Origin of the sequence: Curtobacterium sp. VKM Ac-2889, assembly GCF_015350855.1 — a bacterium.
Classification (GTDB): Bacteria; Actinomycetota; Actinomycetes; order Actinomycetales; family Microbacteriaceae; genus Curtobacterium; species Curtobacterium poinsettiae.
The window spans coordinates 155176-180577 of sequence record NZ_JADKSC010000001.1 but is presented as its reverse complement, the minus strand read 5'-3'; the positions used below and the strand labels follow the sequence as shown (position 1 = coordinate 180577).

The 25402-nt window shown below is 67.9% G+C and carries 33 protein-coding genes and 2 tRNA genes; 12 read left to right on the top strand and 23 right to left on the bottom strand.

Annotated features, from left to right (window positions below; genetic code table 11):
* Positions 1 to 2: 2 nt before the first annotated feature.
* Positions 3 to 1652: a terminase gene (locus tag ITJ50_RS00865; RefSeq protein ID WP_194589719.1), complete on the bottom strand. Its 1650-nt coding sequence runs from the start codon at positions 1650 to 1652 to the stop codon at positions 3 to 5.
* Complete coding sequence (locus ITJ50_RS00860) at positions 1652 to 2122, bottom strand: hypothetical protein (RefSeq protein ID WP_194589718.1); 471 nt, start codon at positions 2120 to 2122, stop codon at positions 1652 to 1654. Before ITJ50_RS00860 ends, ITJ50_RS00865 begins: the two co-directional genes overlap by 1 nt.
* A 756-nt stretch (positions 2123 to 2878) precedes the next feature.
* Here ITJ50_RS00860 and ITJ50_RS00855 point away from each other — a divergent pair.
* Positions 2879 to 3202: a hypothetical protein gene (locus ITJ50_RS00855; RefSeq protein WP_194589717.1), complete on the top strand. Its 324-nt coding sequence runs from the start codon at positions 2879 to 2881 to the stop codon at positions 3200 to 3202.
* 8 nt (positions 3203 to 3210) lie between these two features.
* On the opposite strand, the gene ITJ50_RS00850 is transcribed toward ITJ50_RS00855, so the two are convergent.
* Positions 3211 to 3369 (bottom strand): hypothetical protein, encoded by a 159-nt coding sequence (locus ITJ50_RS00850; protein ID WP_194589716.1) that lies wholly within the window; start codon positions 3367 to 3369, stop codon positions 3211 to 3213.
* Between the two features lie 2 nt (positions 3370 to 3371).
* Positions 3372 to 3506, bottom strand: coding sequence for a hypothetical protein (locus ITJ50_RS17575; protein ID WP_267237810.1), 135 nt, complete (start codon positions 3504 to 3506; stop codon positions 3372 to 3374).
* Positions 3507 to 3834: 328 nt separating this feature from the next.
* Here ITJ50_RS17575 and ITJ50_RS00845 point away from each other — a divergent pair, with 328 nt between their 5' ends.
* A complete protein-coding gene (locus ITJ50_RS00845) occupies positions 3835 to 4197 on the top strand; it encodes a hypothetical protein (protein WP_194589715.1) in 363 nt (120 codons plus the stop codon).
* 2 nt (positions 4198 to 4199) lie between these two features.
* On the opposite strand, the gene ITJ50_RS00840 is transcribed toward ITJ50_RS00845, so the two are convergent.
* Positions 4200 to 4271: transfer RNA gene (locus ITJ50_RS00840), tRNA-Arg, on the bottom strand.
* Positions 4272 to 4429: 158 nt separating this feature from the next.
* Here ITJ50_RS00840 and ITJ50_RS00835 point away from each other — a divergent pair.
* Entirely contained in the window at positions 4430 to 4663 is a 234-nt protein-coding gene (locus ITJ50_RS00835) for a DUF3263 domain-containing protein (RefSeq protein ID WP_194589714.1), read from the top strand.
* On the opposite strand, the gene ITJ50_RS00830 is transcribed toward ITJ50_RS00835, so the two are convergent.
* Complete coding sequence (locus ITJ50_RS00830) at positions 4660 to 5592, bottom strand: hypothetical protein (RefSeq protein WP_194589713.1); 933 nt, start codon at positions 5590 to 5592, stop codon at positions 4660 to 4662. The genes ITJ50_RS00835 and ITJ50_RS00830 overlap by 4 nt on opposite strands.
* 195 nt (positions 5593 to 5787) lie before the next feature.
* Here ITJ50_RS00830 and ITJ50_RS00825 point away from each other — a divergent pair, with 195 nt between their 5' ends.
* Positions 5788 to 6348 (top strand): hypothetical protein, encoded by a 561-nt coding sequence (locus ITJ50_RS00825; RefSeq protein ID WP_194589712.1) that lies wholly within the window; start codon positions 5788 to 5790, stop codon positions 6346 to 6348.
* Positions 6349 to 6514: 166 nt separating this feature from the next.
* Here the strand turns inward: ITJ50_RS00825 and ITJ50_RS00820 are convergent, their stop codons facing one another.
* From ITJ50_RS00820 to ITJ50_RS17985, 11 genes are all read right to left on the bottom strand, one after another.
* Positions 6515 to 6697 (bottom strand): hypothetical protein, encoded by a 183-nt coding sequence (locus tag ITJ50_RS00820; protein ID WP_194589711.1) that lies wholly within the window; start codon positions 6695 to 6697, stop codon positions 6515 to 6517.
* Positions 6698 to 6795: 98 nt separating this feature from the next.
* Positions 6796 to 8325, bottom strand: coding sequence for an AAA family ATPase (locus ITJ50_RS00815; RefSeq protein ID WP_194589710.1), 1530 nt, complete (start codon positions 8323 to 8325; stop codon positions 6796 to 6798).
* On the bottom strand, positions 8318 to 8479 hold the full coding sequence (locus tag ITJ50_RS00810; RefSeq protein WP_194589709.1) for a hypothetical protein: 162 nt from the start codon (positions 8477 to 8479) through the stop codon (positions 8318 to 8320). The genes ITJ50_RS00815 and ITJ50_RS00810 overlap by 8 nt, the downstream gene beginning before the upstream one ends.
* Positions 8463 to 8810, bottom strand: coding sequence for a hypothetical protein (locus tag ITJ50_RS00805; protein ID WP_194589708.1), 348 nt, complete (start codon positions 8808 to 8810; stop codon positions 8463 to 8465). Before ITJ50_RS00805 ends, ITJ50_RS00810 begins: the two co-directional genes overlap by 17 nt.
* Positions 8758 to 9522, bottom strand: coding sequence for a helix-turn-helix domain-containing protein (locus ITJ50_RS00800; protein ID WP_194589707.1), 765 nt, complete (start codon positions 9520 to 9522; stop codon positions 8758 to 8760). Before ITJ50_RS00800 ends, ITJ50_RS00805 begins: the two co-directional genes overlap by 53 nt.
* 2 nt (positions 9523 to 9524) lie before the next feature.
* Positions 9525 to 10016, bottom strand: coding sequence for a hypothetical protein (locus ITJ50_RS00795; RefSeq protein WP_194589706.1), 492 nt, complete (start codon positions 10014 to 10016; stop codon positions 9525 to 9527).
* A gap of 25 nt (positions 10017 to 10041) precedes the next feature.
* Complete coding sequence (locus tag ITJ50_RS00790; protein ID WP_194589705.1) at positions 10042 to 10251, bottom strand: hypothetical protein; 210 nt, start codon at positions 10249 to 10251, stop codon at positions 10042 to 10044.
* Positions 10251 to 10739, bottom strand: coding sequence for a helix-turn-helix domain-containing protein (locus ITJ50_RS00785; protein ID WP_194589704.1), 489 nt, complete (start codon positions 10737 to 10739; stop codon positions 10251 to 10253). Before ITJ50_RS00785 ends, ITJ50_RS00790 begins: the two co-directional genes overlap by 1 nt.
* A complete protein-coding gene (locus ITJ50_RS00780; RefSeq protein ID WP_194589703.1) occupies positions 10736 to 11128 on the bottom strand; it encodes a hypothetical protein in 393 nt (130 codons plus the stop codon). The genes ITJ50_RS00785 and ITJ50_RS00780 overlap by 4 nt, the downstream gene beginning before the upstream one ends.
* A gap of 648 nt (positions 11129 to 11776) precedes the next feature.
* Positions 11777 to 11971 (bottom strand): helix-turn-helix domain-containing protein, encoded by a 195-nt coding sequence (locus ITJ50_RS00775; protein WP_111123337.1) that lies wholly within the window; start codon positions 11969 to 11971, stop codon positions 11777 to 11779.
* Positions 11968 to 12174: a helix-turn-helix domain-containing protein gene (locus ITJ50_RS17985; protein WP_194589702.1), complete on the bottom strand. Its 207-nt coding sequence runs from the start codon at positions 12172 to 12174 to the stop codon at positions 11968 to 11970. The genes ITJ50_RS00775 and ITJ50_RS17985 overlap by 4 nt, the downstream gene beginning before the upstream one ends.
* 117 nt (positions 12175 to 12291) lie before the next feature.
* Here ITJ50_RS17985 and ITJ50_RS00765 point away from each other — a divergent pair, with 117 nt between their 5' ends.
* Positions 12292 to 12678, top strand: coding sequence for a helix-turn-helix domain-containing protein (locus ITJ50_RS00765; protein WP_161598121.1), 387 nt, complete (start codon positions 12292 to 12294; stop codon positions 12676 to 12678).
* A 2-nt stretch (positions 12679 to 12680) separates the two neighbouring features.
* On the opposite strand, the gene ITJ50_RS00760 is transcribed toward ITJ50_RS00765, so the two are convergent.
* The 5 genes from ITJ50_RS00760 to ITJ50_RS00740 form a co-directional block, all read right to left on the bottom strand.
* Positions 12681 to 14057, bottom strand: a complete 1377-nt coding sequence (locus ITJ50_RS00760) for a hypothetical protein (protein WP_194589701.1) — start codon at positions 14055 to 14057, stop codon at positions 12681 to 12683.
* A 60-nt stretch (positions 14058 to 14117) separates the two neighbouring features.
* Positions 14118 to 14540, bottom strand: a complete 423-nt coding sequence (locus tag ITJ50_RS00755; protein ID WP_194589700.1) for a DUF6941 family protein — start codon at positions 14538 to 14540, stop codon at positions 14118 to 14120.
* On the bottom strand, positions 14537 to 14950 hold the full coding sequence (locus ITJ50_RS00750; protein WP_194589699.1) for a hypothetical protein: 414 nt from the start codon (positions 14948 to 14950) through the stop codon (positions 14537 to 14539). The genes ITJ50_RS00755 and ITJ50_RS00750 overlap by 4 nt, the downstream gene beginning before the upstream one ends.
* Positions 14947 to 15240 (bottom strand): hypothetical protein, encoded by a 294-nt coding sequence (locus ITJ50_RS00745; RefSeq protein ID WP_194589698.1) that lies wholly within the window; start codon positions 15238 to 15240, stop codon positions 14947 to 14949. Before ITJ50_RS00745 ends, ITJ50_RS00750 begins: the two co-directional genes overlap by 4 nt.
* A gap of 289 nt (positions 15241 to 15529) precedes the next feature.
* Complete coding sequence (locus tag ITJ50_RS00740) at positions 15530 to 16816, bottom strand: tyrosine-type recombinase/integrase (protein WP_194589697.1); 1287 nt, start codon at positions 16814 to 16816, stop codon at positions 15530 to 15532.
* Positions 16817 to 16918: 102 nt separating this feature from the next.
* Between ITJ50_RS00740 and ITJ50_RS00735 the strand changes: the two genes are divergently transcribed.
* The 7 genes from ITJ50_RS00735 to ITJ50_RS00705 all read left to right on the top strand — a co-directional run bounded on the left by ITJ50_RS00735 (position 16919) and on the right by ITJ50_RS00705 (position 23492).
* Positions 16919 to 17011: transfer RNA gene (locus tag ITJ50_RS00735), tRNA-Thr, on the top strand.
* A 181-nt stretch (positions 17012 to 17192) separates the two neighbouring features.
* Entirely contained in the window at positions 17193 to 17990 is a 798-nt protein-coding gene (locus tag ITJ50_RS00730; RefSeq protein WP_071251846.1) for a glycoside hydrolase family 16 protein, read from the top strand.
* Between the two features lie 68 nt (positions 17991 to 18058).
* Entirely contained in the window at positions 18059 to 18619 is a 561-nt protein-coding gene (locus tag ITJ50_RS00725) for a BLUF domain-containing protein (RefSeq protein ID WP_156155325.1), read from the top strand.
* Positions 18620 to 18732: 113 nt separating this feature from the next.
* Positions 18733 to 19728, top strand: a complete 996-nt coding sequence (locus ITJ50_RS00720) for a Gfo/Idh/MocA family protein (RefSeq protein WP_194589696.1) — start codon at positions 18733 to 18735, stop codon at positions 19726 to 19728.
* Positions 19729 to 19801: 73 nt separating this feature from the next.
* Positions 19802 to 21313: a D-alanyl-D-alanine carboxypeptidase/D-alanyl-D-alanine-endopeptidase gene (gene dacB / locus ITJ50_RS00715; protein ID WP_194589695.1), complete on the top strand. Its 1512-nt coding sequence runs from the start codon at positions 19802 to 19804 to the stop codon at positions 21311 to 21313.
* 23 nt (positions 21314 to 21336) lie between these two features.
* Positions 21337 to 21957: an isochorismatase family protein gene (locus ITJ50_RS00710; RefSeq protein WP_194589694.1), complete on the top strand. Its 621-nt coding sequence runs from the start codon at positions 21337 to 21339 to the stop codon at positions 21955 to 21957.
* A gap of 56 nt (positions 21958 to 22013) precedes the next feature.
* Positions 22014 to 23492: an NAD-dependent succinate-semialdehyde dehydrogenase gene (locus ITJ50_RS00705; protein WP_031260549.1), complete on the top strand. Its 1479-nt coding sequence runs from the start codon at positions 22014 to 22016 to the stop codon at positions 23490 to 23492.
* Between the two features lie 52 nt (positions 23493 to 23544).
* On the opposite strand, the gene ITJ50_RS00700 is transcribed toward ITJ50_RS00705, so the two are convergent.
* On the bottom strand, positions 23545 to 25398 hold the full coding sequence (locus tag ITJ50_RS00700; protein WP_140448913.1) for an ABC transporter ATP-binding protein: 1854 nt from the start codon (positions 25396 to 25398) through the stop codon (positions 23545 to 23547).
* Positions 25399 to 25402 lie beyond the last annotated feature (4 nt).

Sequence of the window (25402 nt, the reverse complement as noted above, 5' to 3'; positions counted from 1 at the left end):
TCTCAGTAGATGCGGCGGGCGGCGGTCTTCTTCTTCGTGAGCTTCGCGCCGAGGGCGTCGATGCCGGCCGCGTAGGCGAACATCGCGCCCCAGGTCGCGTCGATCTTCGAGCCGTCCTGGTCCTCGTCCGGCTTCTTCAGCACGTAGCCGGACCGGCGAGGGTCGCGGCGCGCGTTGAGGAAGTGGGAGGTGAGCTCAGGCGAGCCGTCGTAGGTGATGTCGCCGGCGCTGATGGCCGACTCGAGCTGGTCGAAGGTGCCCGTCGTGCGAGCGAGGTCCTTCTGCCGCCACCGGATCGGTTCGTCGCGGGACATCCGGACCTTGAGCCGCTTCGCGTACTCGGCCTCCCACGTCTTCACGTGGCCGGCCCAGCCAGCGGACGGGTCCGCGTAGAACCCGACGACGTTGTAGTCCTTGAACGCCTGCCGGACGGCCGCCTCGACCTCGAGGACGGGCGGTCGCCAGTTCTCGCCCTTGGGTCCGTCGGGCTGCTCCCAGATGCCGATCTTGAAGAGGTGCTTCTGGGTGACGGAGTAGCCGACCAGGACCGTCGAGTCGGCGGTGCCGCGGCCGGGCTTGCGCCCTTCCGAGCCGTCGAAGCCGAGCGTGACCGGTTCGGTCTTCGTGATGACCTTGTCGAGGTTCTGGATCGCGCGCAGCTCGGGCTGCGAGACGAACGAGTTCGTCGCGTGGGTGATCTGGTTGAGGAAGTTCGCGCGGAGCGACTGCGGGTCGTTCGACGTGTCGAGGAACGCCAGCATCTGGCGATCGATCGGGGCCCAGCCGGGTTCGCAGGGCGGCTCGTGGAGCACACAGCCGTCAGCGTGATCCGAGCTGTCGCCGTACGCGTACCGGAGGCCGTACTCGAGCGACACCGGGTCGGTGACGTCGGTGTCGGCCGGTGCTTCGCGGTGGTCGTAGAGCAGCTGCCGAGCATCGCTGAGGTCGACGTACTTCTTGCTCTTGATCAGGTCCCAGTCGCGTGCGGACGCCTCGGCGACCGAGCTCTCGCCCGGGGTGAACGCGTTCGGCGACTCGATGACGACGCCGCGGGCCTTGGTCGAGTTGTCGCGGATGTTCTGCGCGAGGCGGATGCCGCCGTTGCCGCGGACCCACTCCTCGGTCTGGTCCATGATCGCCGCGACCTGACCAGGCAGGCCCTTGATCGAGCGTCCCGACGAGGTGCGGGGCTCGATCTTGCCGCCGGGGATCCCGATGAAGGTGTCCATCGGGTCGACGTCGAACTCGTTGACGAGCGCGTCGGTGCGTGCCATCTCGAGCATCGGGGCCCAGGTGTTGCCCACCTGGTCGTCGCTGGTGGCGGTGATCGGGACGTTAATGATGCTTTTGAAGTCGATCCACGGCCGGGCGACGGGCTGACCGTCCGCGTCCCAGCCGTCGGGGACAACCTCGAAGAGCGCTTCGCTGATACCGATCGACGCGAGCAGTGGTGACTTGCCCCAACCGCGCGGTCGCTGGATCACGGCGCGCAGCTTCACGCGCTTGCCGGTCGCCGGGTCGATCTCGTAGAGGCGGACCAGGAACTCGAGCTGCTCGCGGGAGACGACGTACTCCAGGAACTCGGCCATCTGGTCGGCGACGTGGTAGCCGAGGGTCGGGAACACCTCGCCGTCGAGCGGTCGCCACGGCATCAGTTCGCCGTCGCTTCCGGGGGTAGCGCGATGCCACCGAAGCGGTCACGCGAGCTCGTGCGGCGGGCGGTGGTCTTCGTCTCAGCCTCCTCGGCCTGCGCGAACGTGATCCGGAGCCGGGCGCGGTCCTCGGGGGTCGCGCCGAACTTCGCGGTGCGCAGCCGGAGCTCGGCGGCGAGCTTGATGTCGCCGTTCCAGTACCGGGCGTGGAGCAGCGCGGTGTCGCGGAGCTCGGACCAGTCCGTCGCGGTGAAGTCGAGCGACAGCGGCGAGGTCGCCCACATGTCCCACCACTGCCGGGTGATCGCCGGCCACGTGAACTCGCGGAGCTCGCCGTCCTCCTCGACGGAGATGGTCGGCAGGTCGGGCTGCGCGACCACGGCGCGCGGCAGGATGCGGACGACGGTGGGGTCGGAGTTGCGCCGTGCGCGCTTCTTCGGGTCCTTCGGTGCAGGGCCGTGACCAGGCATGGTGAGCTCCCGTTTCGGGTAGAGCCCGCGTGTCCGTTCCGGTCAGGGGGCGTGTTGGTTCGTATGCGATATGCACAGCGTGGCGCGCCGGACCCCGAAATCCCCAGACCCGTACACGGCCTCAGCCACAGCACCTCTACGACCAGGACGGCCCCGGGGGGAGGGGGTGGACGGGGGCCTCTGTGCGCCCGCGTGCGAGACGTTCATCGCGGCTGTGTCTACCTGAGTCCGGGGTGCTTCTCGAGTGGCTTACGGGCGGACGGGACGCGCGTGAATCGTCGTGCTTCGAGTGCTTCGCGTGCGGTCTTCTTGTCGTGGTGCCATGAGCAGAGCCACTGCAGGTTCGAGAGTGCGTGGTTGTCGCCGTGCACGATGTGATCGCAGTCTGTGCCGACCTCGACGCAGCGTGTGCCGTCGCGCATGGTGGCTTGGCATCGGCCGCCTGCTCGATCGCGGACGGTGGTGCGTCGCTCGACCCAGTCGCGCGGGAGTCGCTGCTTGCGTGTGCTGCCTGACCACTCCTCGCCCACGTTGTGCTCCTGTCGTCAGCGCTCGTCGTCGCGCTGCCATGCGTACAGCGGCGCACCTGCGCCGTCCTAGCCGATGGGCTCGAGCGAGGTGCTGGTGTTCGTCCTGGTTCGGTGTGCGGTCACCGAGTCGGGTGGCTCGACCGCGGTGACCGGGGGAGCGGTACCCAGCCGGGTATCCGGGTGGTCCCCGGTTCCGAGACGAAGGGCCTCCGGTATCGTCCGCGTCATGAGTGTCTTCCCCGAAAGCGGCCGCCAGGTCGCACACGTCTTGCTTGACGCAGTTGCCGCCTATGACCCCAATGGTGCCGAGATTCCTGCGGGCATGTCGTCGCCGACTGAGCTGGCGTACCAGCGCATCAGCGCAATCCCCGGCGCTGTTGATGTGGACGTGTGGGAGGCCGGTGATGACACGAACGTCACGGTGGACCTGTCGAATGTCTTGGGGGCGTCGCTAATTCTCCTGAACCAAGCCGCGTCCGTAATCGCCGAGCAGCGCGGTGTCGCTCGCGAAGTTGTCATCGCTGAGCTTCGGGAGTACGTCGACCTCTGACGGCTGGTTCAGCTCGCCGTCGGCAGGTAGGTGACGGTGCCATCGGTGAGCATGATGTCGACGCCGATGACCGCGCCGGCCGCGCGCTTGACGTCGAACCGATCGATCTCGAGGGTCGTCTTGTAGCCGTTCGCTGAGAGGAGCGCGCGGATCTTCGTGAGCGTCACGTTCAGCCCTTGAGGAACGCCAGGTACGCCTCGGCGCGCTTGACGGTGTCCTCGGTGCTGTCGTTCCCGCCAGTCGAGAGGTTGACGCGCACCGAGCGGTCGAGCGCTTCGAGGCGAAGCTGCTGGTCAGTCTCCATGGTGTTCTCCATCTCCCCGGGCTGTCCCCGGAGTTCAGTAGCCGGCGGTCGCCGGACAAAAGTGCCGCTCGCGTCTCGGGTCCGCGTGGGGTCAGCGGATAGCCGAGGGGTGACGGCGCAGTAAGACCCGCGTCGTGCCCAACCCGAGTGGGCGCGACGTGGGAGTGAGATCCCCGCTCATTCGACGCAGCAGCGGTCAATGTGGTCTGCGGACGAGCGGGGAAGCGAGCGGGCTCTGGCCGGATTCGAACCGACGACGGCTCCGTTTTGCGGGAGCACTCATTGCCTCAGCAGCGGAGTCAGTGCTGCGCCCAGCTAGGCTCAGACGGTGATCACGACTCTCACTGCGGAGACCATCGGGGGAGAATCCTTCGACGTCCGCGTTTCTTCGCCCGATGATGGCCCTCAGATCATCGCTGTCAAACAGACCGTGGTGAACGGCGGCGTCGAGAGCAGTCTCGGTTTTGACCTGATGCTCGATCCGTCCGGAGTGCAGGTCCACGCTCCGTCCGGGTCGGTCGGATTTCAGATGCGAGTTGAGTTCCAGTCGCTAGGGAAGCGCCGAATGAGCTCGGACGGCGTCACTTTCTACGAGGGCGACGTCATCCCGCTGTGGCTTCAGCTGCGAACCGAGATACCGGTGCACGTGCCGTTCGAGGACGTGTCCATCGAACTGTGGCTGTCGAAGTAGAGAGCGCCCCGGCAGATTCGAACTGCCGGCCTTCGAGGTAGAAGCTCGTTGCTCTTCCGCTGAGCTAGGGGCGCGAGATCCTCGTCGCAAGGCGAAGAGGAAGTGTGGGTACAAGTAATGCCCGCCGGTTCCCCGGGCGGGCATGCGATGTCACGGACACACTAACCCACGGATGAACAGGCGCACAACTACGCGGTTCCGCGTGTCGGTGGTACCCGCGACGATGGGTCGCATGACGGATGACGAGCGCAAGCTGCTCGACTTCGAGGAATCGAATCCTCGGAACGACCGCCACAAGGAAGCGGCGATCCGCGCGGAGCTCGCGATGTCGTGGGTTCGGTACCAGCAGGTGTTGATCCGTCTCGTTCAGCGTCATGACGTCCTCGCGGAGTACGCGACGGTCGCGCACCGCGTCGCGAGGATGACGGCGGCGGCGGTTGCCCGCCGCGCCGCCCGCCGCGTCTAGACCTCCGTCCCGGTCGTCGGAGCCGGCTCCACGCCGACCGGACGGCGCATGTTCGTCGCGAGCCTGCGGGCCTGCTTCTCCCGCCAGAGATCCCGGACGCCCTCCGCCCGGACCCACACGACTCCGTCCTTCGTGTGCGTCGCCAGGCCCTCGTACTGGATGTACCGGTTCAGGGTCTGCGGGGTGATCCGCATCTCGTCGACCGCCTGCTGCTTCGTCCACCACTCGGCGGGCTGCGGTGCCTCCTCGACGCGGATGTCTCCGAGAAGGGACCTCACGTTCGGCTCCTTCATGAGCGCCTTCGCGTCGCCCTCGAACCCGCAGTAGCCGCACACGATCGCGATGTCCGTGACCGCGTCCGACCGCCACTCGATCCGCATCTTCGGTTCGCTGCACACGGGGCATGCGCGCGGCAGGACCGGACGAGCCTGCGGTGCCGTCGTCGGGAACCGCCCCTGCAGCTGCCCCAGCACTTCGTCGAGCTGCGCGAAGTACTGGCCGGCGTCGGGCTGCCGGCGGATCGCGTCGTGGTGCAGTAGGAGCCATGTCGCCAGCGTCGCGGTGAGGCCGTGCGCGCCCTCGGGGGTGACGGTGGACCGGAACCCCTGGGGGCCGCCGTGGGTCGCCCAGGCGTACGTCGCGGTTACCGGGGGCTGGATCTGCAGCTCGGTGGACCAGTAGCGCACCCAGTTCAGCAGGTGCGCGTACGTCCAGTCGGACGCCTCGAGCGGGTCGACGCGGATGGGGAAGGGGGCCTCCGAGCTGGATGCTCGGGGCTGGCCGTCCGACGGCTGCGCGCCGCCCGGGACGACGAGCCCCCGGACGTACGCGACGAGGTCTGCGACGGTGGTGAGCTTCGCGCGGACGTGCGTCGCTGCGAGGGCGGCGACTGCCGCAGGGTCGACATCGGTGGTTGCGTCGATGGTCAAGGGCGCTCCTTGGGGGTACTGCGGCGAGCGCTTCGGTGTCGGAGCGCTCGCCGTGGGGGTGTGGGTGTGTTGGCAGGGCACTTGGGTGCCGTCTTGCAGTCGGGGGTGCAGAGTTCTGCTCATGGGAACGATCACGGCGAGCGACCCCTGGTTGGGGTGCTCGCCCTGTTGTTTCGGGGTGGGTAGGGTCCAGGCGTGCATGACTGGTACGACTGGATGAAGGACATCGTGCTGCCGACGATGATTGGCGTTAGCTCGATCGCGGTGGGTGCTGTTGCGATCGTGATCGCGCGTCAATCGCACAGGCTCGCGGAGGATGTGCGTTCTGACGAAGCAAGCCGGGACGCTGAGGCTGCGCGGGTGCGGTACCGCGATCAGTTGGTACGTGCGGTGGAGGCCACGGTGGCGGCCGTGCTTGCGCACCGGGGGACGCTTTGGATCTCTCGCGACCTCGATGGGCCGGAGGACCGTGTGGTCGGAGGTACGACGGTCACCAGGTTCGAGTTGCTGGCTGCGGTAGCGGATGAGGCCGACCTGCCGGCGGTTCGGTCGATGAATAAGGCGTTCATCGATGCGAACGGGACGGGGGACGTGAGGGTCGTGCTTGCTGTGCTCGGCGAGCTGGCGCTGGCGCTGCCGAGACTGCTTACCGAGCCAAGCGAGGTCGACGACATCGTCAAGCGTTCCGACGAATGGATCCCGAAGGCCATGGGGAAGGTCCATGCGTCTCGAAGAGTCGTTCCGCCTTCCGAGTAGGCAGGGTTGACCCTCGTCGTCGAGGAGCCTGGCGGCGACCCGGTACGTGGTACGCGTCAGCAGAAGTTCTCTTTTCCCGGGGTGAGGTTGGCGGCGTGCTCGAGTCGGTCGAGCCGCGCGAGGGTCGAGAGCATGAACACGCTGAGGATGACCGCGGTGCTCCACGTCATGACGTCTTGCCTTTCGTCTGATCCCGCTCGTGTTGCACGGCGCGGCCGTAGTTGACGAGGAAGTCGAGCTCGGTGTCGTCGATGCCGTGCCGGTCGGCGCGGTAGACCGTTGACTGCAGCAGGGGGAGGCAGTCGCCGCCATTGAGTTTCGAGAGCAGCTGGGTCTGCTTGTCGGTCATCCTCATGCCATGCCTTTCTGATCGGTTCTGCGGCGAGTGCCGCGGGTAGTGGCGAGCGGACCCGGGGTTGGGTCGGCGCTCGCCGTGGGGGTGTGAGGTCAGGCGGGCATCCACGGCATCTCGCCGGCGATGCCGCGGCGGAGGCGGTGGGGCCAGTCGCGGGGGTCGCGGTCGCCGCGCCAGCGGACGACGGTGACCATCGAGTCGTCGTCTTCGAGGGTGCGGAGCCCCAGGCCGAACTCGGGCCAGCCGAGCAGTGCTGCGGAGCCGCGGGGGCGCAGGTCTCGTTCGCCGCCGAGGGACTTGCCGTGTCCGGCGTGCGCTTCCATGAGCATCGCGACGCCGCGTTCCCGGAACCCGTCGAGCGCGACGATGAGTGGGGCTGCGTCGTCGTCGTTGTTGATGGCCTGAGGGACGAGCTTGTACAGCGGGCCGATGAGGAGCATGTCGGGCCGGTGACGGTCGATGAGCCGGTGGACCTGGTCGACGTCGGCCTGGCGGGTGAGGTCGAGCCGGATGCCCGCCGAGACGAGCACCTGCCGGCCAGGGTCGACGCGGCCGTACGTGCGGGCCATGTTCGCGACGTATCGGGTGTTCCGCGACCACTGCAGGACGGTGTTCTCGGCGTCGATCGCGAGGACGCGGACCGGTTCGATCTGGCGGCCGTCGAACGGGTGCAGTCCGGATGCCGCAGCGATCGCGACCTGGCGGGTGAAGTAGCTCTTCCCGGACCCCTCGGAGCCGGTGAGAACGAGCCGGTCGCGACGCTCGAGCAGGCCGGGGATGAGCCAGTTCTGGGAGTCGGGCACGGCGAGGACTTCGTCGAGGTACAGCGGCTGCAGGACGGCCGCGCCGACTGCGGACCTGCGCCGGCGCACCTCGTCCTTCACCTCGAGGCGTTCCATCTCGTACGCGACCTGACGCTCGAACTCCTCGTTCACCGGCTCCGGTTCGACCTCGGGCTCCGGCAGACGGGCCAGGCGGAACTCCTGCCAGGTGTGGCCTGCAGCGATGTGGTCCGCGGCGTCCTTCCCGACGATCGGTTCGAGGACGACGACTTCCGACTTCCCCTCGAGGAGGTCCCGGACCTGCAGCGCGTGCTTCATGCCGGGCTCGTCCATGTCGCGGACGAGGAGCACCTTCTTGCTGTGCAGCGGGGCGAGGTCGAACATCGCCGCCTTGCCAGCACCCATCGCCGTGCAGACGGCGACGAGGCCCAGCGATTCGAGTGCGTGGACGTCCTTCTCGCCCTCGGCCATCCACACCGGGTCGGCCTGACCGACCCGCTCGACGCGGTACAGGTCCCGGCCCTTCGTGTTGCCGGACTGCCGGAACCGCTTGTCGGGGGACCGGTGTACGACCCGGCCGTCGTGGTACTTGTACTCGACGCCCTTCTGCTCGTCGAACAGGTCCTGCATGGACAGGTTGAGCTCGGCGAGGACGTCCGGGGTGGGGTCAGAGTGCGAGTGGATGAGGGTCTGCCCCTCGACCGAGCGGATCGACACCGATCGGTCCTTCGCCGAGTGCCCGGGGGCCTGCGCCTCGGCCGCCTCGTTGCCGCGCATCTGCACGATGAGGCCCCGGTCGTGGAACGCGCCGACGACTCGGTCGAATGATGCCCTACCCATCGGTCTCCTTCCCGACCTCGCCGTACTCGTCCGCGGTGAACGAGCCGGTCACGTACATCAGCCGCTCGCGCAGCTGGTTGGCTTCCTGGCGGTGCTCGGCGGCGCGGGCCCGTGCGTCGTCCCGCTGCCGGCGGAGCTCAGCCCGCGTCGTCATGGCTCGCCTCGAGCACCCCGCCCGGTGCGGAGTACTCGGAGTCGTTCTCGATCGCGTCGACTGCCCACCGTTGCCCTGCCGGCGGCAGCGGGTGCGGTCCACGGCCTTCCCTGGTCCGAGCGAGGCGGATCCGCTTCTGCCGCTGCAGGTGGCCGGGCTCGAGGTAGACGCCGGGGTTGTCGCGGCGGAACTCGTTCATCAGGTCCGCGGCCTCGTCGTACGACATGTCCGGCAGCGTCTCCGCCCAGACGATCGCGGCGAGCTGCGTGACCTTGCGGTTATCGACCGCCGACGCCCGGCCCAAGAGCCGGAACGCTTCCTGCTGATCCATCGGGACCTCCGTAGAGTCGCTGGTATTCGAGGGCGGCGATCTCAGCGTTGCTGAGCTGCCGCGGTGGGGCTGACGGGTGCGGCTCGGGTAGCGAGTTCTCCCACCCGTCGCCGCTGAGCCACGTCTTGAGGTACGGCACGAACCGCTGCGGGGTGCCCGCCGCGACGTGCGCGTCGCCGTGCGTGATGATCGCGGCGGTCAGGTCGAGGCTGGGGTGCTTCTTCCGCACCGCCTGCCACTGCTGCAGCGCCCGCGCCTTGTCGTTCTTCCGGGGCCAGTGCGCCCACGCTTCCTCGAACGCTTCGGGGTAGATGCGCTTCTCTGGTGATTCCTCTGGGGGTTCATTACTGGAGGATTCATAAGCGCGGTCATGCTGAACGGTTGAGCGCGACCCAGATGATCGGTTGGGCGCATCAGGTTGACCTGTGGTCAATTTGACCGGTTGTGCGCCGACGACCAGGCGGTATCGGTCGCTGGTCCTCGTTCCGTCCTGCCGAGCACGTCGTGCCCGGATGATCAGCCCGTCCCGCTCGAGCTCCGAGAGTGCACGGCGAACCGTGATCACGGCGACGCTCGTCATCTCTGCCAGGCGCTCCTGACCCGGGTAGCAGGAGTTGAACTCGTCGGCCATGTCGGCGAGGGCGAGGAGGACGAGCTTCCGCGTGCCGGGCAGCTTCAGCTCCCACGCCCACGACGTTGCCCTGTGCGCCATCGTCAGACCACCTCCGCCCGGATGGCCCGGGCAAGCATCGTCGCGACGGCGGGCAGCTGCCGGTTCACGTCGGCGTGCTGCAGTCGTCCCTGCTGCCCGTACACGGCCAGCCGGAGGACGTTCTGCAACTGCAGGAGGATGCCGAACGACACCCCCAGGACGTTGTCCGGGTTCGGGAGCTCCGGCGAGCGCTGACGGTCGGTGCGCTCGACGATGTGGTCGAGGAGCAGGAGCGCCGGCACGAGCTCGTCGAGCGAGTCCGTGGGGAGCTGCTGCGGGGCGACGGGACGGATGTCGAGGGTGAATGTGCCGTCCGCGACGGTGCCGTACCCGGCGTCGACGAGTTCCTGCGCGATCGACGCTGCGGCCCCGTCGGGCCATCCTCGGTCGGGTTCGATGATCGTGGCGATCTCGCACGAGGTGGAGAGGAAGTCGGCCAGCGCCTCGCGGGCGGCGGCCGACAGGGTAGAGCTGACTGCGAGATGGTGGGTCATGCGGGTACCTCGTGATTCGGGTTGATCATGAGTCGGTGTAGGAGATGTCGATGCGGCCGTCGCGACAGGCGGTGGCCTTGCTGCTGAGCGCTGCTGCGAGCTCGTCGGCGCGGTCGGGCGTGAGGGTGAGGGTGAAGCCGTCCCACTCGGGTGTCGCGCGGAGCTGGTCCAGCGCGATGGTGACGGCCGGTGGGTCGTCCTCGAACCGCTCCGAGGCCACGGGGAAGTCGGCCATCAGCTGGTGAGGGTTGCGGGCTTGCGGTTGAGGACGGCGGCGTACGCGCTCGCCTGCTTGTACGCGTCGGTGACGGCTAGGAAGCTCGCCGCCGAGAGGGCGAACGCTGCGTCGATGTCGACGTACACGACCCACTCGGTGTCCTGGTCGTCGTGCCGGCGGACGTCGATCGTCCAGTCCTCGCCGCGGAGGGTGAGGTCCGCGTGGTGCGCCTTCGGGTCGCCGGGTCCGTCGTCGAGCGGGTCGACGTGCAGCGTGTTGTCGCAGCCGAGCACGGGGCAGGGTCGGGGCGGGTCCTTCATGAGGTGGACGATCGCCTCGGTCACCTTCCGGACGTAGCTCAGTGCGGGTGACAGGACGCCGTCCTCGACCTTCGCGAGGTAGACGGTCGACGTGCCCGCCATCGCGGCGACGAGGGGCTGGGGGACCCGGGCTCGCTCGCGGAGAGCCTTGAGGTGAGTGCCGGTGCCGGCGGGTGCGTTCTTCATGCGTGCACCGCCCCGGCGACGCGGCGGAACTGGGTGGTGATCTCGAGCGTGGTCTGGTCGACACGAGCGCCGATGTACTCGTACACGCCGAGGTAGACGAACTCGAACCCGAGCGGGTTGCCTGGCTCGTCGGGGTCGTCGTGACCCCATCGGTATCCGGGCTCCTTGTCCCGCAGATGCAGCATGTGGTCGACACGGTCGGCGTAGACACTGATCGGCCTGACGTTGTCGCGGCGCGTCGTCAGACGGAAGCGGTCGCCGGTCCGGAACTCACGGTTCGTGATGCCCGGGTTCGCGTGGCCTCCGATGATCTCGACGATCTCGGTGCCGTACTTCTCGAGCACGGACGCCGCGGTGTCGGCGGTGTGTGACAGAGTGGAAGTGGACAAGTTCGTTCTCCTTCGGGAGGGAAGGCCCTGGCGTTGCAGCGCTGGGGCCTCCGTCGTTTCTGGGGTCAGGTGTTGGGGGACTCGGGGTCGGCGTCGACCCATCAGTCCGTGATTTCGACGTCGCCGGGCGTGGTGACGTCGAGGTCGCGCTGGGCCTCGCTCGCCGCGACCGGTGGTGGTTGCGCCAGCCGCGCGGTCCGAGGCCTTCGGTCACAGAGCGGACGGCAGGAACAGGGCTGCGAGGACCGCGGCGAAGAGCGCGATCGCGCTCAACCACTCCTTGAGTGCGTGCATGGGGACTCCTTCCACGGCGAGCGCCGTCGGTTCGGGGGAGAGGGGACGGACGCCAGGCGTGGGGGAACGCCGGCGTCCTGGTGCCCGCCATCGGGTGCCGATCCCGATGCGCCCCGCCGCCGCTTGCGCGTCGACTCCTGGGGACGGGCTGTCGCAGCAGTTCGACACCCGGCGCGGTGCGCTCGTGGTGGTGCCCCGTCGCTGCGACGGAAGTGTGTGTCTTGCTGTGTTGCCACGCTGTTGAGTTCTGAAGGTGCGAGTGCGGCGAGGGCATGCCCCTGTGGGAGCCGTTTCCAGGCGCGCCGACCAGCGCCGTCCGTACGGCGCGTTCGATCGGAAGAGGTGGGGGAGCGGCTAGGTGCGCTCGGGGAGGTTGGCCGCGTGGCGGTCGAGATCCTCCTTGCGGAACTTGATCCGCTTGGTGTCCCCGACGGGGATCAGCTCGCCCTTGGCGCGAAGGTCGTCGATGTCGCGGAGCGAGCAGCTGAGGTAGTAGGCCGCGAGTTCCCGGGTGAAGAGCGCGGGAGCGAATTCGATCCGAGGGTTCACGCGACCGCCCGTGTGGCTACTTCGAATGGCGGAGCCAGCAGATCTGCGATCGACACATCGAAGTGCTTCGCGATGTAGCCGGCTTCCTCGAGCGTGAAGGGCGAGTGCCCCAGAAGTCGTCGCTTCAGGGTAGATTCAGCGATGAGAGTTGCGGCTGCCAGTGCAGTGATCGTCTCGCCCCGGCTCGCCAGGAGAGAACGCACCGATCGGGAGACCTTGAGGCTCGGAGCGTCGTAGTTCGTGTGGACTACGGTAACTCATGCGAACTAGAAAAGTCCCAGAACTGGACACGGCGTGTCAAAACTGACACGATGAGTGTCGTGCCGAACTACGAAGTCAGTGATCTGACGCGACATGTCGCCTCCCGTCTTCGCGGTCTCATGGCTCAACACCGCGTCACCCAGGCAGAGCTCGCGGACTCGGTGGGTGTCTCGCAGTCGCAGCTCTCGAAGATGGTTCGTGGAGTGCGCCCCATCGATCTGGACCAACTCGACGGGATGTGTATCGCGTTGGGAGTCGACACTGGCGACCTCATCAAGGAAGCCGAGGCGGCGCTACAGAACTACGACTTCGTCCCCAACGCCCGCCTGATCTTTGTGGATGATGGTCTCCGGCTCAGCGAACCCATCGACACCACCGGTTGGGGTGACGGACCGATCGTCCTTCCTCACTCTGGTCGGAGGGAACGCAAGCGATCCGAGGACTAGATTCACCGCCGCTCCGGACCCTTCGGGCTCCGGCCGTCTAGGAACGGTCGTATGTCTTCAGCACTTGGGGCTGGGAAGGCAGGTGTAGACAGCGCTTTGAAAACGTCGAGCCTGGCTGCGACTCGTTCACCTGTTGCAATCCAGACCTGCAGGGCTTCGTCAGATCCGTCGTCGCGTCGTTGGAGCTCATCGACGAAGGCGCGCACCTCCTGATGCCGACGCCACACCGATGCCTGTTCCAGCAGCAGCGCCTCCTCCTGCGCCGCTCGGAAGAGCACGCGAGCCTGAGCCATCGCTGCCTCCCGATCTCGCTCTTTTCGCTCAGCGATCGCGTCGGCACGCTGCCGAGCGGCCCGAGCCTCGAGTCGCGATACCTCGACGAAGCGAAAGACCTCGCCTAAACGATCCTCGGTGCTCAGTGACTTAGTGTCTGACCACTTGCGGCCATCGAAGCTGAATCCAGGCCGAGCGGCCCGCACCTCGAGCTTCCCGGTCGGCACGAACCAGTAGTTGCGGTTCCGCTGCCACAAGGGGAGGCGCTGCACTTGGTCGTACCGCTTCCGATCGAATTCGCCGTCCTGGTAGTAATCAAACTTGTCGCCACCGCGACCCGGCAGCTCACGCACCTGCAGCCGCTGGACCATCTCATCAAGCTCTAGCTCGATGTGCCCACTCCACTCCCTGGCCGTGTCTCCGTTGCGGCGAGTGCGCTCGTCGACGGCGCGTGGATCTCTCGTCGCGATGCCGACTTTCGCTGCGTGCCGAACGATCGACTCGATGATGCGCGCCGCGCGGGGGAGTGACTCCTTCGTCACGAACTGATCGCCCTTGGATTCGAGGAAGGCCTTCGCGAGCGGGCCAAGGTGGGACTTTGAGGCGACCGCCTGGACCTCGGGGGCCTCAACCAAGTCCCAGAACCAGTCCCGGTACTCGAGTCGTAGCTGATTCTGGTCGAACCAACCCGGGTAGGACAGCTGCAGTTCCTTGCCACGAGGTCGGTACTCGCTCTTGTTGAAGCGCCAGACGAGTTTCCGGTAGTCGATGTCGTCACCGCGGTCGTCGACGTCGAGCCGCCCCCCGGCCGTCTCGACACGGTGTAGGAGGTCGACCACATCGTCGTCCGACTTACCAGGTCCATCGGTAGGGGGAGAGGGTGCTGGCTTAAGTTGAGCGACGCGTGATGCTCCTGCGTCAGTCAACGTCGCGCTCCACGATGTGCCATGGCCCTCGACCCGCACCAAACCGCGACTCGCCAGCGCCTTCGCGGTGATGCGATGGCCGTAGTTGTCGTCGACGTACTCGCCGTCGGGGCAGCCGCGCTCGACCCAGCGCAGGACGCGCAGCTGCTTGTCGTTGAGGCGATCGGAGGAACGAGGCATGCGGTAATGATGCCGGATCGAGTTCGCCAGAAGCTAGGTCGAGGGGCTAATGAGGCGACATCACTGAGTGGGTGTTTCTCCCATCAGCGATGCGCTGAAGTTGATCACTTCCCGCACATCACCGACGCTTACTTCGAGTTGATAGTTCCCCGGCGTGGGAATCGCCAGGTCACTCAAAGGGAAGACGAGAGGCGCTACCGCCCCAAATGATCCTGGGTCGTTCTCAACCTTGAATCGCGCCTCAACCTCGGCAACACGCTTAAGTACGTCGTCGACATGTGAAATGACCACACGGATCGAAGCCTCAGTGTCAATCAATTCACCGTCACTCGACCGCTCCAAACTAGCCAGAAGAGCAAGCTCAGCGCCGAGTGGAGCGGGAAAGGCCGGCCTTCGAAGGTTATTCAAGCCTCCTCCCAAAATATGGAGGAGCCCTTCACGAACGGTTGCGGCATCGCAGAGGATAGCCCCTACAAACTTCACGCGGCGGCTACCTTTCGACTGTGCGTGGTCGTTGTGTTGCCGACCCAAGGCATATTTGCTCCTGCGGCCCGCTTGGCAACTGTTCCAATGAACTTCGACAAATTCGTCGGGCTAGCAAAATTCTCTACTTTCCAGGCTGCCTCCGCAGCATGGAAAGAGCTCCAGTCCACTCGGAGATAAACAAGGTCAAACTCAGGATCGATGAATTCGACTACGGCAGTGCCGATGAAATCCGAATCCTCCTCGTCAGGCTGCACGACGGTAACCGACTGTCCCACGCGCACATTCGGACCCTCTGCAAGTTCAGCGGTATTCCAACCTGGGTTCCGGCGACTAACTTGGTTCGGATCGATTTCGAACCGCGGCTGCGTGATCACGCTTTGCGTCATCCGCACCTGGATGCCGTTCATCTATTCAGCCTTCTTTTGTCATCATTCTCGAACAAAGAGTAGAGCGTTTCAAACTCATCTATCTTTTCGAGATTCTTTATGAACAGGTCCCAATGGTGTTGCGGGGGTTCGGACTTCGCAATATGGAAACCTGCGACATTGAGTTGGGCTTCCGTGACGAACCCGACATGGCGTGCGGACGAAAGTTTCTTAGCGACATGATCTGCCAGAGAGGACGCCAGCTCTTCCGGGGTACAGGATCCGTCATATGACATGGTGTATACGGAGAGACTGGGTTTGGCATCCGTCATGCTCAGTTCTCCTCTCGACACCTGCGCTAGTTGATCCTTGTAGTCCGTCCTGCATCGCTTCTGGGAGTACTCAGGCTTCCAGCTCCAGCCTCGCGCAACGAGTAGGTCACCTGGACTCAGGTTCATCGGGCTCTGATCTTAGTTGCTTCAGTCTCAAGGCGGCCATTTTCTTGTTCAGCTCTCGGGTCAATATCGATACCTTCTCATCATCGCCACTGGTGAGCAAGGGGTGTCGCTTCCTGCCGCTGATTGGAAAGCGAGCACGGGCGGATCTGGCCTTCGGGGGACGTCACTGAGGTGGGGCCGTTGAAAGCGCGAAGTGTGATCCGAGGCGGTCCATGGCTTCGCGGGCGGCTGCGGACGACACGTGCTGGTATCGACGGGTGACGGCTTCGGACTGGTGTCCGACGATCTCGCCGATGATCTTCGCGTCGACACCAAGCTCCATGAGCACCGTCGCTGTCGTGTGCCGCGCCCAGTGCGTGGTCGGCACGGGGGAGCCGGGTCCACGCTGGTCCTCAGCAATGATGCCGGCCTCGAACAGGAGGTCGCGCCAGGTCTGCTCGTCCTCGCCCCAGAGGTAGGGCTCACCGTTCGCCTTGCGCCAAATCAGTCCGTACGGGTTCGGTCGGTCGGCTGTCTTGATCAGGTAGCGGCGGAGCGCTTCGGCGAGCGCCGGCATCAGCGGCACGTACCGGGGCTTGCCGGACTTCGGACGGATGAGGCAGAGGCGGCCGTTGAGCTGCTGGTACTCGAAGCCGTCAGGGATCCGGAGCCGGCGGCTTGCGCAGGAACCGGCACGGGTCTTGCCGCACCGCCAGCTGCCGTCGTCGGTGCGTCCACAGCCGTGCTCGAAGGGCACTTCCGACAGTGCCCACTCGACGCCGATCGTCGGCTGCTCAGAGTCGAGGTCCAAGGAGTCGAGGCGTGCACCGATGCGCTCGCCTTGGCGCAGGCCGCTGAGCAGTGCGACCCACCAGCGGGTGCCGTCGTCGTGCTCGGCTGCAACCTTGAGGACGGACAGTGCCGCTTCCGTGCTGAGTGCGCCGCGGTTCGACTCGCCCTGCACCGGCGCACTGACGTCCTCGCACACGTTGCGCGCGGCGATGCCCTCGACACGTGCCGACTCGAGCATGAGTGACAGCACCTGGTACGCCTTCCTCGCTGTCGCGGAGGTGCGGCCGGCGTCGGCGACGGCCTTCGTCATGATGCGCACGTCGGACGGCTTGAGGAATGCGACCTTCTTCGCGCCGATGGTCGGGACGATCCAGTTCCGGTTCACCGACTCGTACGACAGCAACGTGTTCGGCTTGAGGGTCGGTTTCCCGACCGTTTCCAGCCAGTGCGTCGCCCACTGCTCGAGCGTGGTCTTCGTGTCGAGTGCGGTGCCGTGCTGCTGGATCTGCTTCTTGATCGCATCGAGCTTGCGTCGCGCACCTTCCTTGGTCTTCGACGTCACAACGCGTTGGCGACGGCGGCCATCGGGGTGGAAACCGTCGTCGATGACACCCCGGTAGAGCTTGCCGCCGCGGATCGCGTAGAGCCCTCCGTCGCCGGAATCCCGCTTCCTTGGCACTGTTCCTCCCGGTACACACATCGGTACACACACATAACCGCAATCATGTGGTTGCAGTTGCTCTTCTCGATGGTAGTCCGATCCCTGTCATTCCGGGGATCGGCCGCTCGTTTCAGCGCTCACCGAGCAGCTCCAGTCTATCGCTCCTATTCACTCGTAATGAATAGGTCGTCGGTTCGATTCCGACAGGCGGCTCCGTGAACACCCCGGTCAGGCCTGCTCGAAGTGGCTCTGACCGGGGTTTTCGTATTCCGGACGAAATCCGTGTCCCTCACCCGAGGGACAGACCCCTGGCGTTCGCGCGGACTAACCTTGTCCGCGATACGGGGGACACCATGACCGAGCGCCAGCTCATCGCACCGACGGCAGTGACGCCGTGTTGAAGCGTGTGCTGGTCGTCGTCCTGGTCGCCGCCACCGCCGGAGCGCTTGCGATGACCGCAGCGGCCGTGCCCGAGTCGCGGGCGACATCTGCGTCGACCGCGTCGCCGGGTGCCCCATCGTCCGCGACGCCGACGGGGTCCTCGACCGGGCCGGCGTACCTGGCCGACCGTGAGCCGACCTTCTCGGAAGACTTCGACACCCCCGCTGCGGCCGGTGGTCCCTTCGCCGAGACGTACCGGAACTCGTGGCAGCCCTACCCCGACGGCGCCGGCGGCAAGTACTACTCGGACGAGCTCATCAGCGCGCACGACGGCTACCTTGACGTCGCGTTGGACGGTGAGCGGGGCGCCGCCGGCACCTTCGGCACCCCCACCGGCGCCTGGTCGCACGTCGGCGGCACCTTCAGCATCCGTGCGCGGGCGACCGGGGGCGACGGCAACGGGATCGCGGTGATGCTCTGGCCGACGTCCAACGCCTGGGCGGACGGCGAGCTGAACTACCCGGAGGGCCAGTTCGACGGCTCCCCGCGGGTCTTCCACCACTCGATGCTCCAGGGACTCGAACGCCGCACCGAGCACTACAACACCCGGGTGTCCTGGAACGACTGGCACACCTACACGACGGAGTGGGTGCCGGGGAAGATCATCCGGTACTACCTCGACGGCAAGCTCGTGTTCACGGTGCCGCGCAACGTGCCCACCACCCCGCACCGCTACATGTTCCAGATCGGCAACTGGGGTGCCCCGGGGCACGTCCAGATCGACTGGGTCCGCACCTACGACGCGGAGTGACCAAACCCCCCGGACGGGGGCTCCGAATCAGTCCGGTCGTACGACCCGACACCCGTGTGCTCGCGTCGATGACCCGAACCTCGACGCGGGTGCGCGGGTGGGGCCGTTCCCCGTTCTGGGGCTGCCCGTCGTCGTCGGGGCGGTCCACGATGAGTGGGAACCCGTTCCGTCGTCACCGAGAGGTCGTCATGCTGCTGTCCCTGGTCTACATGAGCGCGGCGAACCAGGTGTTCGACCAGGAGCTGCTCGACGCGTTGCTCGAGCACGCGCGGGAGCACAACACCGCGTCCGACCTGTCCGGCCTGCTCGTCTACAAGGACGGCCGGTTCATGCAGCTGCTCGAGGGTCCCGAAGCGGCCGTGCTCGAGACCTACCGGCGGATCACCGACGACCCGCGGCACACCGAGATCGGCCTGCTGGTCGAGGAGCGCATCCACACCCGGCGCTTCGGCGAGTGGAAGATGGCGTTCCACCGCGAGGCCGATGGCGACCTGCCCGACGGCTTCGACACGTTCCTCGCCCAGGGCGACGCGAGTGCGGACACCAGCCGCGCGCGCGAGCTCCTGCGCTGGTTCCGGAACCACCCGCTGGCCGCTCCCGACGCCGCGCTCGGCAAACACCGCCGCTGACGCACGGCACCGGCCGCACCGCGCAGCAGCCCAGCACCGCGCAGCACCGGCAGCCCCGCGCAGCAGCCCAGCACCGCGAGGCGCCACCGCCGCGGCGCTGGTAGACAGGACCCATGACGGTTCGCTGGGGAGTCATCGGTACAGGCGGCATCGCGCGCTCCTTCGTGGGTGACTGCGCCGCGGCAGGCGTCGTGTTCACGGCTGTGGGCAGTCGCACCCGCGCGCACGCCGAGGCCTTCGCCGCCGAGTTCGGCGTCGAGCGGGCGCACGGGTCGTACGAGGACCTCGTCGCGGACGACCAGGTCGACGCGGTCTACGTCGCGACCCCGCACATCCGGCACGCCGAGGACGCCCTGCTCGCGATCCGCGCGGGCAAGCACGTCCTGGTCGAGAAGGCCTTCACGATGACCGCGGCCGAGGCCCGGACGGTCGTCGACGCCGCGAGGCAGGCGGGTGTCGCGGTGATGGAGGCGATGTGGACGCGGTTCCTGCCCCAGATGGCGATGATCCGCGAGGTCGTCGCCGAGGGCCGCATCGGCCGCCCGATGGTCGTCGAGGCGACCCACCACCAGGCCCTGCCGACGGACCCCGACCACCGGCTGCGCGACCCGGCACTCGGTGGGGGAGCGATGCTCGACCTCGGGATCTACCCGGTGTCCTTCGCGGTCGACGTGCTCGGGGTGCCGACAGCGCTGGTCGCGGCGGGCACGCTGAGCGAGCAGGGCGTCGACGAGCAGATGGGCCTGGTGATGACGCACGAGGGCGGCGCACAATCGATGATCCACTTCGGCATGGACCTGCGCAGCCCGAACACGGCGTCGGTCATCGGTGAGTCCGGCCGCATCGACATCGACTCCACCTGGTACACGCCGACCACCTGGCGGATCCGCGATCGAGACGGCATCGTGGTCGAGGAGTTCGACGGTCGCGAGGAGCTCGCCGGCTACGCGCACGAGGCCCACGCCTTCGAGTCGATGATCACGTCCGGCCGCCACGACGGCGGCCCGATGGACCCGGACGAGACGGTCGCGATCATGGCCGTGCTGGACGAGGCACGTCGCCAGGTCGGGGTCCGCTACCCGGCCGACGGTCCCGCCACGGCGCCCTGATCCGGCTCCCGTCCGCCACGGATCCCGCATCCGGCCTGGAGGCTCCTGCCGCAGTTCCGTAGGATCGGTCGCGATGTCCGAGCAGCAGCCCACCCCGCCTTCCGTCCCGGAGCGGTTCCGCGCCGCCGTCGCCGCGGTGCGTGCCTCCGCGGCGCGACGCCCGGTGCCCTGGATCGCGGGTGGGCTCGCGGCGCTCCTCGTGGTCGGCTCCGGTGGCGCCGTCGCCGTCGCGGCGGCCACGACCTCGGCCTCCCGGTCGGCCGCCGCGCCGAGCCCGACCCGGGGCGGGTCCTCGGCGCCGGACTCGACGACCACCACGAAGCGCCCGACGACGAAGCCGTCGCCGACCCCGACCGCGGCCGCCCGTGCGGTGCCGAAGGACCTGGCCGGCCCGTCCGCACTCCGGACCTGTTCGATCGCCACCTCCGCGTCGGCGAGCGGCCTCGGCGACTTCGAGGGGTACGTGATGGACGCGAAGACGGGCAAGGTCCTGTTCTCGAAGAACGGGGAGCGGGCTGCCCAGACCGGCAGCGTCATGAAGACCCTCACCTCGGCGACCGCGCTCTCGGTGCTCGGGGGCGACCACCGCATCCCGACGACGGTCGCTCGGGAGTCCGCGAACACCGTTGCCCTGGTCGGCCACGGGGACGCCACCCTGTCCGCCGGTGGCGGCACCGTCTACCCGGGCGCCCCGACCCTCGCGCAGCTCGCGCAGCAGGTGAAGGCCAAGGTCGGCGACACCCCGATCACCACCATCGTCACCGACGACTCCTACTGGAGCGACGCCGACGCCTGGGACCCCACGTGGCCGGTGTCCGAGCGCACCATCGGGTACCAGCCGGAGGTCACCGCGCTGATGGTCGACGGTGACCGGGCGAACCCCGCCGCGGCGACCTCGCCCCGGTCGGAGGACCCCGTCGGTCGTGCCGGCGCCGCGTTCCGGACAGCACTGGCCAACGCGGGCGTCGCGGGCGCAGGTTCCGCACAGATCGTCAAGCGTGCGACCACAGGTACCGAGACGATCGCGACGGTGAACTCGCAGCCGGTGTCGACGCTCATCGGGCAGATGATCCCGAACTCGGACAACACCCTGGCCGAGATGCTCGCCCGGATCTCGTCGAAGGAGTCGGGGTCGAACGGCTCGGCGGCCTCACTGACATCGGTGTACCAGTCGGCGCTCCGCTCGTACGGCCTCGACCCGGCCGGCATCACGATCAAGGACGGCTCGGGCGAGAGCGCCTCGAACGCCGTGTCGCCGGAGTTCGTCGCGCACCTCATGGTGCAGGTCGCCTCGGGCGCGAAGGGCCTCGGGACGCTCGCGAACGCCCTGCCGGTGTCCGGGCAGTCCGGCACCCTCGCCAGCCGGTTCACCGGGGCGAACGCCGTCGCGCGCGGCAAGGTGCACGCGAAGACCGGCTGGATCGACAGCGCGAACACCCTCGGCGGCTACATCGACGCTGCTGACGGCTCCCGGTTGACCTTCGCCTTCTACGCCATCGGTTCACCACGCGCGGCCGCCCTGCCGGCACTGGACGCGGTGACGGCCGCCACCTACTCGTGCGGGAGCAAGCTCACCGGCTCCTGAGCCGACGGGTGTTGGATGGACCCATGGCAAGAGCACTGCTCGTCGTGGACGTCCAGAACGACTTCACCGAGGGCGGTGCGCTCGCGGTCACCGGGGGAGCGGCGCTCGCGGAGCGCATCACGGGGTTCCTCGGTCGGCACGGGGAGGAGTACGACCTGATCGTGGCGTCCCGTGACTGGCACCACGGCGACGACGACAACGGCGGGCACTTCGCCGGACCCGAGGGACCCGACTTCGTGGACACCTGGCCGGTGCACTGCGTCGCGGGCTCGCCGGGCGCCGACTACCATCCCGATCTCGACACCGCTCTGATCGACGTCGAGGTCTTCAAGGGCCAGGGCACGCCGGACTACTCGGCGTTCCAGGCCCGGACCGAGGCGGGCGTCCCGCTCGCCGCAGTACTCGCCGAACGCCGCGTGCACACGGTCGACGTCGTCGGGATGGCGACCGACCACTGTGTCCGGGCATCGGCACTCGACGCCCGTGCCGCGGGCCTCGACGTCGCGGTGTACCAGGACCTGGTGGCCGGCGTCGACGCTGAGCGCAGTGCCCGGGCGCTGGACGAGATCCGGGCGGCCGGCGGACACGTCGACCGCAGCGACATGGACGAGGGCCTCGCGAACCCAGGAGGAGCACGACTGTGACCGAAACCACCACGAACGACACCCCCACCACCGACGCCGCGGACGACGCGCGTCTCGTGACGACCGTCGCGGACGAGCACGTCCGCGTCCAGGGCGTCCCCACCGGCCTGTTCATCGGCGGCACCTGGCGTGCCTCGTCGAGCGGGTCCACCTTCGCCGTGCACGACCCGTCGACCGGCGCCGTGCTGGCCGAGGTCGCCGACGCCAGCGCCGAGGACGGCATCGCCGCGCTCGACGCCGCGGCCGCAGCGCAGGAGTCCTGGGCGGCCACGGCCCCGCGCACGCGTTCCGACATCCTCCGCCGGGCCTTCGACCTGGTGCACGAGCACACCGACGACCTGGCGGCCCTCATGTCGCTCGAGATGGGCAAGCCCCTGGCCGAGGCCCGGGGTGAGGTCGTCTACGGCGGCGAGTTCCTGCGCTGGTTCTCGGAGGAGGCCGTCCGCATCACCGGCGACTACCGCACGAACCCCGAGGGCACCGGCCGGGCGATCGTGCTGAAGCGTCCGGTCGGCCCCGTCTACGCCATCACACCGTGGAACTTCCCGCTCGCGATGGCGACCCGGAAGATCGGCCCGGCGCTGGCCGCCGGTTGCACCGTGGTCGCGAAGCCTGCCGACCTGACCCCGCTGACGACCCTGTTCCTGGTCGAGCTGTTCCGCCGCGCGGGGCTGCCGGACGGTGTGCTCAACGTGATCCCGTCGAGCGACGCCAAGGGACTGTCCGGACCGATCATCGCCGACCCGCGCCTGCGCAAGCTCACGTTCACGGGCTCGACCCCGGTCGGGTCGGCACTGCTCAAGCAGGCGGCCGACAACGTGCTCAAGACGAGCATGGAGCTCGGCGGCAACGCCCCGTTGCTCGTGTTCGACGACGCCGACCTCGACACGGCTGTGGACGCCGCGATGCTCGCGAAGTTCCGGAACACGGGCGAGGCCTGCACCGCTGCGAACCGGTTCTTCGTGCAGGACGGCATCGCCGACGCGTTCGTCGCAGCCCTCACCGCGAAGGTCGACGCACTGCGCGTCGGCCGGGGCACCGAGGACGGAACGACGCTCGGACCGCTCATCGACGACCGCGCCGTGGACAAGGCCGCCGGGCTCGTCGACGACGCCGTCGGCCGGGGTGCGCGGCTCGTCACCGGCGGACACCGGATCGACCGTCCGGGCACGTTCTACGAGGCGACGGTGATCGACGACGTGCAGCCCGGCTCGGAGATCATGACGACGGAGATCTTCGGACCGGTCGCGTCGGTCACGCGCTTCAGCACCGAGGACGAGGGCATCCGGCTCGCGAACGACACCGAGTACGGCCTCGTCGCGTACGCCTTCACGACCGACTTCCGGCGTGGTCAGCGGCTCGCCGAGCGCCTGGAGACCGGCATGCTCGGCCTGAACACGGGCGTCGTGTCGAACGCGGCGTTCCCGTTCGGCGGCGTGAAGTCGTCCGGCCTCGGCCGTGAGGGGGCACACGAGGGCATCGAGGAGTACCTCGAGACCGTCTACGTGCTCACCCCGGACCCGTTCGCCGCCTGAGCCTGCGCGTGGTCCCACGGTGCGGCCGCGGTGGACGCGGCCGCACCGACGCTCACACCAGCAGCTGGTGCTTCGCCAGGTCGCGGTAGAGCGGGGTCGACTGCACGAGCTCGGAGTGCGTGCCGCTGCCGACGACGCGGCCGTGCTCGAGCACGACGATCACGTCGGAGTCGACCACGGTCGACAGCCGGTGGGCGATGACGAGGAGCGTGCGGTCCTCGGCGACGGCGTCGATCGCGAGCCGCATCTTCTGCTCGTTGACCCCGTCGAGGGAGGACGTCGACTCGTCGAGCAGCAGGATCGGGGGAGCGGCGAGCAGCGCACGGGCGATGGCCAGGCGCTGCCGTTCCCCGCCGGAGAGCATCACGCCGTCCTCACCGACCTGCGCGTCGAGGCCGCGGGGATCGCGGTGCAGGACCTCGCCGAGGTTGACCGCCTCGAGCACGCGGACGCAGTCGTCCTCGGTGGCGTCGGGCGACCCGAGCAGCAGGTTGGCGCGGATCGTGCCGGCGAGCACGGGTGCGTCCTGCTCGACGTAGCCGATCTGGGCACGGAGCTCGTCGCGGTCCATGCCGCGCACGTCGATGCCGCCCAGGCGGATGACGCCGTCGGTGGGGTCGTAGAACCGCTCGATCAGCGCCAGGGTCGTCGACTTGCCGGCACCGGACGGACCCACGAGTGCGACGCGCGACCCGCGCGGCACGCGGAACGACACGTCGTGGAGCACCACGTCGTCGACCGGTCGCTCGTCGTCGACGCGATCCGGGCCTCCTGGGTGATCCGCGGCGTCGGACGCGACCGCGCCGTCGGCACCCGAGGCGTCCGCCTGGCGGCGGTACCGGAACGACACGTGCTCGAACGCGATGGCGTCGTCGGTCGCGACCGCCGCAGCCGGCCGGACGGACGCGTCGTCCTGGGACTCGGTCGGCAGGTGCAGGATCTCCTCGATGCGGCCGAGGGCACCGAGCGCCTGGGCGACGGCGACGACCGCGCCCATCGCCTGGCCGAGCGGCATGATCATCATGAAGAGCAGCAGGATGAACGTGATGAGCGTCGCGATGGTGATGGTGCCGGCCGCGACCTGCGCGCCGCCGACGCCCAGGACGGCGATGAACGCGACCTGCATGACGATGCTCGCGACGGGGACGACGAAGGCGGACATCTTGGCGATGTCGAGCCCCCGCTTGTACGCCTCGGTCGCGTGGCCGTCGACCTCGTGCACCTCGCGCTCGGTCGCGCCCGCTGCACGGATGGTGCGGACCGCGCCGATCCCGCGTTCGACCGCGGCGGTGAGGTCGCCGACCTTCTCCTGCGCGCGCTTCGACGCGACCCGGATGCGACGGCTCAGTCCGCCGACGACGACGATCGCGACCAGGACGATGACCACGACGATCACGAGCAACAGCGGGTCGATGACGGCCATCGCGATGACGGCGCCGACGAACGTCAGCGCGCCGCCGATCGACTCGATGAGCCCCTGGGTCAGGACGGCGCGCAGGAGCGTGGTGTCGCTGCCGACGCGGGACACCAGGTCGCCGGTGCGGCGGGTGTCGAACTCCGAGATGGGCAGGTTGAGGATGCGCGCGATGAGCTTGCGGCGGGTGGAGAGCACCACGCCCTCACCCGCGCGCTGCAGCAGGAAGTGCTGCACGCCGTTCAGCACGCCCGCGATCATGACGAGCCCGACCAGCAGCCACACGAGCGTGCTGAGGGTGTTGCCCTGCTGCACCGCCGTGATCACCTGGTTGACCAGCAGCGGCTGGGCGAGCGACGCCCCCGCGCCGAGGACGCTCAGCACGATGATGACCACCATCGCGGGCTTGTTCTCGAACAGGTAGGACAGCAGGCGACCGAACGTGGCGCGGGGGCCGTCGGAGGTCTTCGGGCGTGCGAAGGGGAAGCTCATCGTG